The sequence below is a fragment of the Chloroflexota bacterium genome, from assembly GCA_020850535.1.
GTDB lineage: Bacteria > Chloroflexota > UBA6077 > UBA6077 > JACCZL01 > JADZEM01.
In genome coordinates, this window is record JADZEM010000020.1 from 1 (window position 1) to 13496 (window position 13496).

General features: G+C 69.3%; 10 protein-coding genes. 3 read left to right on the plus strand and 7 right to left on the minus strand.

All coding sequences use genetic code 11. The features are described 5' to 3' along the window. Positions 1-317: 317 nt before the first annotated feature. Positions 318-884, minus strand: a complete 567-nt coding sequence (locus IT306_03555) for an FAD-dependent oxidoreductase (protein MCC7367471.1) — start codon at positions 882-884, stop codon at positions 318-320. An 81-nt stretch (positions 885-965) separates the two neighbouring features. Continuing rightward, a complete protein-coding gene (locus tag IT306_03560) occupies positions 966-1736 on the minus strand; it encodes a slipin family protein (protein MCC7367472.1) in 771 nt (256 codons plus the stop codon). A gap of 276 nt (positions 1737-2012) precedes the next feature. On the opposite strand from IT306_03560, the gene IT306_03565 reads away from it, so the two are divergent. Continuing rightward, positions 2013-2882 carry a sulfurtransferase gene (locus IT306_03565; GenBank protein ID MCC7367473.1) on the plus strand — a complete coding sequence of 290 codons (870 nt, stop codon included), beginning with the start codon at positions 2013-2015 and terminating at the stop codon, positions 2880-2882. A 108-nt stretch (positions 2883-2990) separates the two neighbouring features. Next, complete coding sequence (locus tag IT306_03570; GenBank protein MCC7367474.1) at positions 2991-3308, plus strand: helix-turn-helix transcriptional regulator; 318 nt, start codon at positions 2991-2993, stop codon at positions 3306-3308. Between the two features lie 846 nt (positions 3309-4154). On the opposite strand, the gene IT306_03575 is transcribed toward IT306_03570, so the two are convergent. Next, on the minus strand, positions 4155-5861 hold the full coding sequence (locus IT306_03575) for an ethanolamine ammonia-lyase reactivating factor EutA (protein MCC7367475.1): 1707 nt from the start codon (positions 5859-5861) through the stop codon (positions 4155-4157). A gap of 25 nt (positions 5862-5886) precedes the next feature. Further along, on the minus strand, positions 5887-6759 hold the full coding sequence (locus IT306_03580; GenBank protein ID MCC7367476.1) for a class I SAM-dependent methyltransferase: 873 nt from the start codon (positions 6757-6759) through the stop codon (positions 5887-5889). Positions 6760-7399: 640 nt separating this feature from the next. Here IT306_03580 and asnB point away from each other — a divergent pair. After that, a complete protein-coding gene (gene asnB, locus IT306_03585) occupies positions 7400-9313 on the plus strand; it encodes an asparagine synthase (glutamine-hydrolyzing) (GenBank protein MCC7367477.1) in 1914 nt (637 codons plus the stop codon). Between the two features lie 26 nt (positions 9314-9339). On the opposite strand, the gene IT306_03590 is transcribed toward asnB, so the two are convergent. The 3 genes from IT306_03590 to IT306_03600 all read right to left on the minus strand — a co-directional run bounded on the left by IT306_03590 (position 9340) and on the right by IT306_03600 (position 13333). Continuing rightward, a complete protein-coding gene (locus tag IT306_03590; protein MCC7367478.1) occupies positions 9340-10113 on the minus strand; it encodes an SDR family oxidoreductase in 774 nt (257 codons plus the stop codon). 195 nt (positions 10114-10308) lie between these two features. Further along, positions 10309-12345 carry a PAS domain S-box protein gene (locus IT306_03595; GenBank protein MCC7367479.1) on the minus strand — a complete coding sequence of 679 codons (2037 nt, stop codon included), beginning with the start codon at positions 12343-12345 and terminating at the stop codon, positions 10309-10311. A 274-nt stretch (positions 12346-12619) separates the two neighbouring features. After that, on the minus strand, positions 12620-13333 hold the full coding sequence (locus IT306_03600; GenBank protein ID MCC7367480.1) for a CoA pyrophosphatase: 714 nt from the start codon (positions 13331-13333) through the stop codon (positions 12620-12622). Positions 13334-13496: the final 163 nt, after the last annotated feature.

Below are 13496 nucleotides of genomic sequence, written 5' to 3' on the forward strand. Positions count from 1 at the left end.
CCGTTCCATGATGCTTCGGGGACACCAATGAACATGCCATCGCCCTGATGCTGCTACCAGTGCAATCGTATGTTGAGCGCGTCGTGCGGCGGCGTCGGGGCTTGAAAGCCCCGCCTACGATCCTGCAGTCGCTGCGCGACGCTCCAGTCGCACCAGTGCCTGCCGTTCCCGACGGCCGTCGCGCAGCGACTGAATGCGTGTAGGCGGGGGTTTCAACCCCCGACCGCCCGTTCCATGATGCTTCGGGTACACCAACGAACAGGCAATGGCCCGGACGAATCAGTCCGGGCCATTGCCTGTGTGAAGCGTGGTGACGCTCAGGGCAGACGGTCGTGGTCTACCCAGCGCTGACCTTTCTGGCCGCTGATGATGTTGATGGCGACCCGTGCGCCTTCGCCGGCGGTGATGATGGTGTGGACGCTCGCCCCGGCGCAGACGCCGGCCGCCCAGATGCCTGCCGTGCTGGTGCGCCCGTCGGCGTCCACCGCGATGACCTCGGCGATGCGCGGCTCGGTGCCTGGACGTGTCTCCAGACCCGCCGCCTTCGCCACATCGAGGTTGGCCCCGAGCGTCAGCAGGATCTCGCGAGCTTCGACGGTCTGGCCGTCGCTCGTGCTGATGGCAAACCCGCCGTCGCGCGCCTCGACCCCACTCACATCCGTCTTGAGCCAGGCTGCGCCAGCCCGCTCGGCCTGCTGCTGCCCCCGGTCCACGAGGTCCGGCCCGGTCACACCCTCCGGGAACCCGAGGTGGTTGTAGAGCATGGCCCGCCGGGTCATGCCCTTGTCCGCGTCGATGACCACGGTCTGGAGGCCCGCTCGGCCGGCAAAGGTTGCCGCGCTCGCGCCGGCAGTCCCGCCTCCGACAATGGCAACGTCGTACATCTGCTCCTCCTGGATCCAGCATGGATCGGATGCCCGGCCCGCGCCTGTGCGAACGCCGAGCCACCCTCTACGAACAGCGACTTACTTGCCGTTCTTCCCGAGCACGTTGGCGAGTAGCTTGAGCAGGTCCGTGGGCAGCGGGAAAACGACCATCTGGTTGCGCTCTGACGAGATCTCGGTCAGCGTCTGCAGGTAGCGCAGCTGGAGGCCGGCTTCCTGGCTGTTAATGACCCGGGCGGCGGCGGCAAGCTGCTCGGCGGCGGCATACTCGCCCTCGGCATGGATGATCTTGGCGCGCCGCTCGCGCTCGGCCTCGGCCTGCCGGGCCATCGCCCGCTTCATGGCGTCCGGCAGCTCGACATCGCGGACTTCCACCGAGGTGACCTTCACACCCCAGGCATCCGTCTGCTCGTCGATGATGCGCTGCAGCTCCTCGTTGACGCGCTCGCGGTTGGCCAGCAGGTCGTCAAGCTCGACCTGTCCAAGCACGCTCCGGAGCGTCGTCTGCGCGATCAGCGAGGTCGCCCGGATGAAGTCCGCCACCCGCGTGACGGCGGCCCCCGGATCGACCACCCGGAAGTAGACGACGGCGTTGACCTTGACGGTCACGTTGTCGCGGGTGATGACCTCCTGTGAGGGGACGTCCATCGTGATGACGCGCAAGTCAACCTTGATCATCCGCTCGATGTAGGGCAGCAAGAGGATCAGGCCCGGGCCGCGCGCCCCAACGTACCGGCCCAGGCGGAACACCACGCCGCGCTCGTACTCCTGCACCACCTTGATGGTGGCGGTGAGCAGCATCAGCAAGAGCAGGGCGACGACGCCCAGCACGATGAGCGGCTGCAGCCCCATGGACGGCCCTCCCGACGGATGCCCGTCGCCAGACGCCTGCCCGGCGCGGCATCAGCCCGTTTCCTGTCTCAAGTGTACCGTGCCCGTGCCTGCGCCCGACCGAGATTCATGTCCGACCGCCCACCGCACCTCCAGAGTCACCATCCGCGCCCGCATCGCGCGTCACGCCGAATGGGGCGAGGGTGCCATCGCTGGCCGTCCGTGGCTACAGTTCCGGGCAGCGAGCGCATCGGACGCAGCTGCGGGCCGATGCACGTCCCTGGGAGGCACACCACGATGGGTGGAGCAAGCACGGACGGCTGGGCCGACCGCGACAGTTTCCTGGTCAGCACCGAGTGGCTGGCCGGCCGCCTGGACGATCCGAAGATCCGGATCGTCGATTGCCGGACCTACTTTGACGGGCGCAAGGGGCACGAGGAGTACGCGAAGGGGCACATCCCCGGGGCCATCCACTTCTACTACAGCGAAGTGGCGACGAAGGAGAACCCCATCGCCTTCAAGATGGCCCGCGCCGAGCAGATGCGGCAGGTGATGGAAGGCCACGGCATCGGCGACGACATGCTGGTGGTGGCCTACGACGACGAGGGCGGCCACGCGGCCTCGCGGTTGTGGCTGGCGATGCTGGTGCATGGGCACGAGGCCGGCATCCGCATCCTCGAGGGCGGCCTGACGAAGTGGCAGCAGGAGGGCCGGCCGCTCTCCACCGAGCCGGGCGAGGCCCGCGCCGCGACGTTCACCCCGCTGGCCGGCCCGGCCGACGTGCTGGTGACAGCCGACCGTGTCCTCGCCGCGAAGGACGACCCGAACGCCGTCATCCTGGATGTGCGCCGCCTGACCGAGTACACCGGCGAAGAGGTGCGGGCTGCGCGCGGCGGCCGGGTCCCAGGGGCCGTCCGCGTGCTCTGGCAGGACGTGCTCAATTGGGAGACGGACCGCACCTTCAAGCCGGCCGCCGAGATCCGCGCGATGTACGAGGCGGCCGGGGTGACGCCCGACAGGCGAACGATCACCTACTGCCAGGGCGCGGTGCGGGCGGCGCACACGGCGCTGGTGCTGCGGATGCTCGGGTACTCGAACGTCGAGATCTACGACGGCTCGTGGGAGGAGTGGGGCAGCCGCCCGGACCTGCCGCTGGACGTCGGCTGACCGGGGGCATAGCCTGCCCGCCTTCTGAGACCTCGGCAGCCATCACGCTGTCGAGGTCTGCACTTCTGGGCTGCAGGGTGTGATCCAACTACGCCTCCGCTGCTTGCCATGCAGGATCAGATCGAGAGTGAGCTACGCTGGTGCGAGCAGGCGCGGCAGGGAGAGATCCGCCCACTGCCCTCGCTGACCAATCTCGGCCTCAGCTTGAGCGCGCTTCGTCTCGCACGGGGCATCACGCAGCGGCAGCTTGCCGAGCGCCTCGGCATCAACGAGGCACAGGTCTCAAAAGATGAGCGACATACGTATCACGGGATCAGCATCGAGCGCGCTCAGCGGATTGTCGATGCACTGGACGGCGAGATCACCGTGACCGTACACCCACGCACACGGCAGGAGCGGATTCCGGAAGCAGCTACAGCACGGTGAGCAGCCTCGGTGCGGGCCAGCACTCGGCCATGCTGTACATGATGGGTACACAGCACCCTTGTCATCCCGACCGAAGCGAGGCATGAGCGACGTGGAGGGATCTTCCCCAGCCAAACCTGAGCGAGCCGAGAGGGAAGATCCCTCGATGTCGTTCGCAAGCTCACTCGCTCGGGATGACAGGGGGTGTTGACAGCCATCGCGTTCAGCGTGATAGAGCGCTAGCTGTTGAAGAACTTGAACGCCACGAAGGCGATGACGGCGACCACCACCACCAGGATGATGGCCTCGGTCGGGCTGTTGAAGGACGGGAGTCCCCCGCCGCCGCCAGTGCTGATCATGGGCCTGCTCCTGGGGCTGGAGTTCGCGCAGCCGGCGCCGCGTTCCGTAGTCCCATGATGCCAGCTTCGAGCAGCCAGGGCAAAAACTCAGGGCGAGCGGCAGGCAGCAAAACGGCCTGGAAAGCTTACGCCCTCCAGGCCGTTTCGGTCACGCGGGATCGAGGCTGACCTCCGCCTCGTCACCAACACCCTCCCAGCGTTTCCCTTGCGGGCCGGCCTGCTGTCTCGGGTGGAGCGTCATCCTCGCGGCGCGCTCAGATGTGACGTCTCTACTGTACGCCATCTGACGGCCGGTGTCTACCCTTTTCCGCAACATCAGGATCACAGCGGCGTCACGGGCGCTTTCCGGGCCAGTGCTGGCGTCATGGGAAGATCCCTCCACGTCGCTCGTGCCTCGCTACGGTCGGGATGACGGGAGGTAGGCAGCCGTGCCTCGCGTCGGCCGGGATGACGGGAGGTAGGCAGCCGTGCCTCGCGTCGGTCGGGATGACGGGCGTGGGCTGCTGCGCTACCGCCCGAGCGCCGCGTCGATCAACGCCTGCTTGACGCTCCGGCGGTCCAGCCCGCCCGCGAACAGCAACGACTTCACCGTGACCGGCACCACCTCGCTCGGGCGCAGCACCGGGGCCACGTCGATGAAGTCGAACTCGGCCAGGTGGACGTTCTCCATCGCGATCGTGTGGCACGCCGCGCCCAACTCCTCCTTCAGCCGCGAGCCGACCGCCACCGCCGGCCGGTGCGCCGACAGCGCGTGCGCGTCCGTGGACGGCCGCACGAATGTGTTCGACACGCCCTGGTTGACGACCAGCACCAGCGGTGCGGCGCCGGCAATGGTGTGGGGCAGCGCGGCCCGGATGCCCTCGGCCAGGGCGTGCAGCAGCGACGGCCGCGGCTCGTCGCTCAGGATGCGGAACGCCAGCGCCAGCGGCTGCTCGCCCTCCACGATATCCGCGCGGGTCAGTGCGTCGTGGATGGACGCGGCAATCGTCTCAGACGGGACGTCCCCCTCAAGGTCGATGCGCGGGACCAGCACCGGCACGTTGTAGAGCGGCAGGAACGACTCGTCCGGCACGTAGGCGTTGACGCCGCCCTGCACGTTGAACTGCGACGCGCCCACCGCCGTCGCCCTGATCCCCAGGCTCGGGTGAACCAGCGACGGCAGCCCGAACCGGTTGCGGTTCAGCGCCTGCCGGATCGCCTTCGCGAGCGGCTGGCCCAGGTCGCCAAAATCCTGCTCCTCGCGCTCGTAGATGAACTCGGCCACGCCGCCGGAGAACGTCAGCGCCCGCGGCGGCAGGTGCGTTGGCAGCGGGTCCGTCAGCATCAGCTTCGCGACGAGGCCCGTCGGCGGCTCCAGCTTGACGATGCTGACCAGCATGTCCGTCCAGGCCCGCACGATGCGGTTCTCGTCAGCTTGCTCCAGCGCCTCGCCCAGCGTCAGGGAGATGCCAAGCTCCTCGGCCACCAGCCGGGCCGGCTCGTCGATCCGTGTGAGGCGGCCGTCCTCGTCCCGCGCGACGACGCGCGCCCCGATGGCGACGGCGGCCGTCGCCTCGACGACGCCATCGCGGACCAGCGCAAACTTGGTGGTGCCGCCGCCGATGTCGATGTTCAAGAGCGTCCGCTTGTCGCGCCGCGAACGGGCCACCGTGGCCGAGCCGTTCGCCGCCAGCACCGCTTCCATGTGGTGCCCGGCCGAGGCACACACGAACTTGCCGGCCTCGGCGGCGAACATCCGGGCGATGGACCGCGCGTTGACCCGCTTCAGCGCCTCGCCGGTCAGGATCACCACGCCCGAATCGATCTCGTTGCGGGTGGCTTCGACGGCCTGGTACGCCTCCGCGCAGTAGGCATCCAGTGCCTCGATGTCGATGGTGTTATCCGACAGGTACGGTGTCAGCCAGATCGGCGACTGCCATAGGATCTGGCGGGCCACCACCACGCCCCGCACGTCTGGCGCTTCGCCGACGAGCTGCAGGTAGATCTTGGAGAACATCACGTGCGTCGTGGACGACCCGATATCGATCCCGACGGTGACGATCTGGACGTTGTGCTTCTGCCAGTCCAACTGGCGGGCGGCGAACTCCTCCGGACTCAAGTCCTCGTAGAGGTGCTCGCCGAACTCGTCGTGCCAGTGCGGAGCGCCGCCGTCGTGCGAGTGGACGCCGGCAAAGCCGCTGTGGGCGTGGGCGTTCCCGGAATGCTCGTGCGTCATGCCTCAGTTCCCACCCGTGCCGCCATCATCCGTGCGAATGGCCGGAGGCTGGCGCGCTGCCATGGCCCCACGGCATGTGCAGATGGTCGCGGATCGCGCCGAACAGCGCCAGATCCATCGCCTTCCAGTAGACCTCGACGCAGCCAAAGCCGGCCTCGCTCAGCCAGCCCAGCTGTTCGAGCATGGTGGCCGGCAGGCCGACGCTGCCGTCACTCGGCGCGAACCCCGCCTCAGCGTCACGCGCGATCCAGTCTGCCAGCGGCGCCAGCTCGGCGCGGGCCGGCCGCACGTAGTCCATGTTCAGGAACGTGCCGCCGTGGCCGGTCAGCTTGAGGATCTCGCGGTACAGCTCGCGGATGCGCCGACTGTGGCGTAGGAGGTGGATCGTCTGGGTGGAGATGATGAAGTCGAACGGCCCTTCGACGGCCCCCAGCCACTCCGGCGAGGAGAGATCGGCCTGGATGTACTCGACGCGCTCGCCGAAGCGGGCCAGTGTCTTGCGGGTGGCGCTCAGCATGGTGAGCGAGGCGTCCAGCACCACGGCGTTCGCGCCTGGGAACTGCTCCAGCAGGATGGCGTCCAGCGCCCCGGACCCCGCCCCGAGGTTCAGGTAGCGGAACTCCTGGTCCGGGTTCTTCGGGATGAAGGCGCGCAGCGCGACGAACTGCCGGCGGCGCGCGTCAGCCTGGACCTCCTGCTCCTTGAGCCAGGCCTTGACGAAGTCCTCGTCAAACCAGTCCTCGGCCGCTGGGGCATGACCGGCGGCGGCTGGGGCGTGTCCGTCCCCATGCCCGTGTCCCTGGCCCTGCTCGTGGCCGTGGCCGTGGCCGTGGCCGTGTGCATGTCCTTGACTCTGGGTAGCGTCGTGGTGGTGTCCGTGCTGGTGCGAGCTTTCCACGCGTCTGACTCCGTGCCGGCACTGGTATGCAGTGAGGATGCCGGGCAGGCATGGCGACCTGCCAGGCTCACAGGGGCGCGGCAGCGCCAACCCTGACCGAGATACTAGTTGCACATAATGGCAACTGCAACTCCGCAGCGGCAAACGGCGGGCCTGCCGGCAGGAGTATCGTCCATTGGCGGTCGGGGCCGTCAGGCGCGGGCGGTCGCGGCGTCTGTGCAGGCCTGCTTGCCAGAATGCAGCCAACGGCGGCAGCCGACGGGCGCAGCACGCCGTCAGCCGGCTTAAATGCGATGAGCCTGGAAAGCTTTCGCCCCCCAGGCTCCCGATCACTCGGCTCGCGAGACGTTGACCGTCATCTCGCTAACTGAACCAGCGCGGCGCCCCTTGCGGGTCGGCCCATCGCCCTGGCTGACGTCCCGTCGCAGGGCCGTCACTTGTGACATCCTCAGAATACACCGCCCGCAAGCCCTTGTCTACAGGATCGTCTGCTCATTCGTGGTCGTCTTGGGTGGACCTGATCGTTCCGAACGAATCTCGCCGGCGTCATCATGCCCAGCCGGCAGGCTGTGGCCCAAAACTTCCTGCCTGGCGACACCCGTCTGGTACAGTCCGTCCGTCCGCCTGGAGGTGTGCCGAGATGTGTGGCATCGCTGGAGCGCTCAGTCTCGGCGCGGGATCGAGCGTCCTCGACACGGTCGATCCGATGACGGCGTGCCTCTTCCATCGCGGCCCGGACGAGGACGGCATCTACCGTGACGAGCACGTCGCGCTCGGATCGCGCCGCCTGAGCATCGTGGACATCGCCGGCAGCACCCAGCCCATCGCCAACGAGGATGAGACGGTCTGGGTGGTGTTCAACGGCCAGATCTACAACTACGTCGAGCTGCGCGCCGATCTCGAGAAGCGCCACACCTTCCGTACCCAGGGCGACACCGAGACGCTCGTCCACCTCTACGAGGAGCACGGCCCGAACTTCCTGCACCTGCTGCGCGGGATGTTCGTCTTCGCGATCTGGGACACGAAGAAGCAGGCGCTGCTGCTCGGGCGGGACCGCTTCGGCAAGAAGCCCCTCTACTACACCCGCACGGACACCGGGCGGCCGGACCGCTTCCAGTTTGCCTCGGAGATCAAGGCGCTGCTCGGGGCGGGCGAGGTCGAGACGACGCTCGATCGGACGGCCGTCTACCAGTACCTCTGCTTCGGGTTTGTGCCGCACCCGCGCACGGCCTACCGCGAGATCGCCGCTGTGCCACCGGCCCACTGGCTGCAGATCGACGTCCAGGGACGCCAGACGCTCCAGCGCTACTGGCAGCTGCCGCCCGGCGGGACGTTTACCGGCACCCGCGAGGACGCGCTCGACCAGATCCGCACGATCTTTGACGAGTCCGTCAAGATTCGCTTGCGGAGCGACGTGCCGGTGGGCGTCTTCCTCTCGGGAGGGATCGACAGCGGCCTCGTGACGGCCTCGGCCGCCCGCGCAGCCGTCGAGCCGCTCCAGAGCTTCTCCATCGGCTTCGCAGATCAGCGCTTCGACGAGCGCCCGCTGGCCCGGCTCGTCGCGCAGCAGTACGGCACGCGGCACACCGAGGTCGTGGTGGACCTGGGTGCCGAGGTCGCAAGGCCCGAGGATCTGCTGACGCGCCTCGTCAACATGTACGACCAGCCGTACGCGGACTCCTCGGCGATCCCCAGCAACGCCGTGGCCCGCGAGGCACGCAAGCACCTGAAGGTCGTGATGACCGGCGACGGCGGCGACGAGATCTTCGCCGGCTACCGCCGCTACACCGCTGCCCTGCTGGCCGACTGGATGACCGCGACCCTGGGGCCAGTCGCGCCGCTGGCCGCGAAGATGGCTCCGGCCCCGCGCCGCCGCCGTGGTCCCGTCGCGTTTGCGCTGCGGCTGATGGAGGGCGTCGCGCTCCCCCCGCGCGAGCGGTACATCCGCTGGAGCGGCCTGTTCACGGACGCCGACGCCGCCGATCTCTGCCGGCCGGAGTTCCTGGGCGGCGTGACGGAGCAGGCGCGCAGCGTGGTGGATGCGCGGGTCGAGGCGTGCATCGCGGGGGGTATTCATGAGCCGGCCGCCCTGATGATGGCCGCCGACGCGACGCACGTCCTGGTAGACGACTTCCTGGTCAAGATGGACATTGCGACGATGGCGAACTCGCTGGAAGCGCGCTCGCCGTTCATCGATCATGTACTGGTGGAGTTCGCCGTCAGCCTGCCGGACCGGATCCGCGCCTCGGCGTTCCAGACCAAGCCGCTCCTGCGTGAGCTGGCCCGCGAGCGGCTCCCTGCCGAGCTGGTCAAGGCCCCGAAGCGCGGCTTCGAGGTCCCGATGGCCTCCTGGATTCGCCACGAGCTGCGCGAGCTGGTGCAGGACGCGCTGCTCGCGCCCGATGCCCGCTGCGCGGCGGTGGTCCGGCCGGCCGCCGTGCGCCAGCTAATCGTGGAGCACATGAGCGAGAAGCGGGACCACGCAATGCGGATCTGGGCGCTGCTCAACCTGGAGTGGTGGCTACGCTCGGAGCGCGCGCCCCGCACGGCGTGACCTGCGCCAGCGGCCTGGCTCCTGGCTCAGAACATCACCGGGCGGCCCTGCGCGCCGTCCACCGCGATGTGCGTCCCGTTCACCCATCGCGCCCGATCTGACAGCACGAACGTCACCACGTCTGCGACCTCCTGGGGCGTTCCGAGCCGCCCCCACGGCAGCTCCCGCGCGATCCACGCCGCGAACGCCTCGGGCTGCTGTTCCTGGCGGGCCGCCCAGCCGCCACCAGGGAACATGATCGAGCCGGGGCTGACGGTGTTCACACGGATGCGCTTCGGGGCCAGCTCCCAGGCCAGTGCGCCAGCCAGGAAGATCTCGCCGGCCTTGGCCGCGCCGTACTGCGAACGCGGCCCCGGCTTGACCCCGGAGACCGACGCGATGGTGACCACGCTGCCGCCTCCGCGCCGCTCGAAGTGGGGGACGGCGGCGCGGATGGCCCTGACCGCATGAAAGAGGTTCAGGTCGAACGTCCGCGCCCAGTCCTCGGGGGTGGACTCCAGCAGGCTGCCGCCGGCCGTCCCCCCGACGTTCGCCACCAGCAGGTCGGCCCCGCCGAGCGCCGCGGCCGCCTCGTCCACGAAGCGCTCGACCTCGCCGGGCGCAGTCACGTCCGCCACCACGCCGTGGGCTGTCGCGCCGAGCGCACGCAGCTCCGCGAGCGCCCGGTCGAGCGTCTCCTGGCCCCGCCCGCAGATGGCGACGTGGCAGCCCTCGGCCGCCAGTTGCTCGACGATGGCCCGGCCGATCCCCCGGCTGCCGCCAGTCACCAACGCCACCTTGCCCCGCAACCCGAGATCCATGCTCGCCCCCTGCCGCGCGCGGCCTGACCGGCCTGACGCGTGTGCCGACAAGAGACTGCCCGATCCGCCCCGTCGTGTCAACCGGCGTGACGCCACATCCGCTGGAACCTGACGGACCACCCGCGATCAGGAGGCAGGCGCGGACGCCACGTGGGCACATTCGGGGCCGTAGGCGGCTCAGGCGGCTCAGGCGGCTCAGGCGGGGCCGGCGATGGCGGTCAGCAGCCCGTTCAGCCGATACGGCTTCGGCAGGAGCCCTTCGCCGCCGCGCTCGATCACCGTGGCAGGGTCGATCTGCGCGCCCCAGCCGGTGCTGAGGATGAAGCGCGTGCCCGGCGCGATCTCGCGGACGTGGTCGAGCAAGTCCCAGCCGTTCATGCCGGCCCCGAGTCCCAGGTCCGAGAGGATCAGGTCAAACGGCTGCGCGGCGGCGGCGAGCTTGTCGAGCGCCTCCTCGGCCGATGCCGCCGTGATGATGGTGTGGCCGTGTGGGACCAGCATCATCGAGACCATGCGCGTGATCGACGGCTCGTCGTCCACCACCAGGATGCGGAGTCCGCCGGGCTCCGCCTGCCGGGCGCGCGGCAGTGGCGGCGGCTTCTGCCCAGTAGCGGCCGGCAGGGTCACGGTGACCGTCGTGCCGTGCCCGGGCGGGGAGGCGATCGTCAATGAGCCGCCGTGCCGCTCTACGATCCCGTAGACGATGGCGAGGCCGAGGCCGGTCCCACGCTCGCCCTTGGTGGTGAAGAACGGCTCGAAGACGTGCTGCAACGCGCTCTCTGGGATGCCAACCCCGCTGTCAGAGACCGTGATCGCGACGCCTTCGGGGCTGGGGGCGGCTTCCAGGCGGATCGTGCCGCCGGCCGGCATGGCGTCGATGGCGTTGAAGATCAGGTTGGTGAGGGCTTCGCGCAAGGCGGAGGCCCACCCGGTGATGAGCGTGTCGCCGTTGACCTCGACGGTCATGGTAATGGGGCGACGCGTCTGCTGCGTCTCGTCGCGCAAGCGGGGGGCGGTGAGCGCCGCGACCTCGCGGAGCAGGCTGCCCACGTCCACGACGTCGGCGGGGCCATCGGGCGTCGGCCGGGCGAAGGTGAGCAGCCGCTTGACGGTGTCCGAGCCGTCCATAGCCGCCCGAACCACCACGTCAATCGCCTCGCGTGCGCCGGCCAGGTCGGGCGGCGTGACGTCCAGCGAGCGCGCACTCAGATCGCCGTAGCCGGCGACAAGCCCCAGGTACTGATTCAGATCGTGCGCTACGCCGCTGGCCATCTGCCCGAGCGCTCGCAGCTTGTCGCCCTGGGCTTCACGTGCGCGCCGGCGGCGCTCGTCCGTGATGTCCCGGCCGATCCAGACGGCCCCGGTGACGGCGCCCTGGTCGTCGCGCAGCGGCCCGGAGGCGATATCGACCCAGCGCTCGCGGTCCTTGCGGGTGACGATGCGGAACTCGCCACGGACGGTCTCGCCGGTGAGCGACCGTCGGAAGGGGCGGTCAGCATCAAGCACGGGCTGCCCCTCGGGGTCGAACAGGGTGGTCCGGCTCATAGGCTCGGTGGGCAGCGGCCAGGAGGCGCCGTCGATGTCGAACATGTCGTGGGCCGCGTGGTTTGCCAGCACGACGACCCCTCGCGCATCAGCCACGACCACCGCGTCAGCCATCTGCTCCAGAATGGCGGCGCGCTCCGCGGACTCGGCGCGCATGCGGGCGAGCAGCTCGTCGCGTTCACGCTCGGCACGCAGCCGCTCGGTGATGTCGGTGATCACGACGAGGACCGACATCCTCCCCTGCATGTCGAGATCGTGGGCGGCCACCTCGACATCGTGGATGCTGCCATCTCGGTAGACGTGCTGCCACCGCGTGGCGGTGCGGTGGGCCGGCCGACGCCCGTGATTGAGCCGCTGTATTGCCGCCACCAGGGCCGCGACCTCGTCGGGCGGATGCAGATCCGCGATCGACATCGCCAGCAGCTCAGCGCGCGCGTAGCCGGATGCGCCGACGAGCGCGTCGTTGACGTCGACGATCGCCAGGGAGTCTGGCGCGTACATCAGCATCGGCAAAGGGTGGCTGCCGAACAGTTGTCGGAGCAGCGGATCGACGGCGAGGCCGAATCCGTCGTCTGCCGGCGCGCTGCCGGCAGGGTCGGCGGCGATGCGCGCACGGGCGGGCGGCGCGTGCCACTCAGCTGGATCGACGCGTCTGGGCACGGCATCGCCTGCGGGCGTGCCTGCCATCGCTGGCGGCTCCCCGAGATTCCGCTGCCGAGCCATATCGCCAAATGCGTCCGACAGAGCCGTTCCCTTTCAAGACTGCGATTCCTCGCGGTCCTGCCCAATCCGGTAGCCGACTGACGTGCCGGCTACCACATTCATGGAGTCATCTGAGCGGCTGTTCGTGGAACGCATGAGCCGGTACGCAGGGGATGCCCTCTTTCCCCGTCTCCATGCGCTCACCAGGGAGACGCCGTGGCAAGGTGGTCGTGTTCCGTGGAGGGGAGGGGTGGGGATTTCAGGGGGTTGGGGGGAGCACGGAGGCCGGCCAGACCTCGCCCGGCACGAGCGGCCGGCTGGGGTGCTGGTGCGGACCGTTGAGCGGCGTCTGCTCGGCGCGCGACGGCTCGAGCAGCACGGCGACCTGATGGAGGATGCGAGCTGTCGCCCCCCAGATCTTGTGCTGCCGGTAGAGGTAGAAGCCGACGCGCCGCCGCCGCCCCTGAAAGTCCCAATCCTCCTCCTGACACGCTGCCGGATCGAGGATCAGCCGCAGGGGTAGGTCGATGACCTCGGCCACCTCGGCTGGGGCAGGCACGAAGCCGGGCCGGCTCGGGGTGTACGCCACGAAGGGCGCCAGGGCGTAGTGGCTCGCCACGATGAACTCAGGCTGGAGCCTCCCCCAGATCGTCACGTCGGCGGCGCGGACGCCCAGCTCCTCGGTCGTCTCACGGAGGGCGGTCCGCAGCAGCGAGCCGTCTTCGGCATCGTAGCGACCGCCCGGCAGGGAGATCTGACCGCTGTGCCGCCGCATCGCCGTGGTCCGTTGCGTGAGGACCACGTGCGGCTCGAGCCTGTCCAGGGAGGACGGCCGGTGCGGGTAGAGCAGCACCAGCCCGGCGGCCAGGCTGCGGCCCTCAGGATCGTGCTGCGGGGCGATATCCAGCTCCGTCGGCCCCTGGCCCGCCGCGAGCAGCGCCGAGCGCAACCGCTGGAGCAGGGCGTCAGCCATGACGAGCAGGCAGTGGGCGGCAGCAGGGCGATTGCATGTTCATTGGTGTCCCCGAAGCATCATGGAACGGGCGGTCGGGGACTGAAGTCCCCGCCTACAGTCACGCCGTCGCTGCGCGACGGCCGTCGGGAACGGCAGGCACTGGTGCGACTGGAGCGTCGCG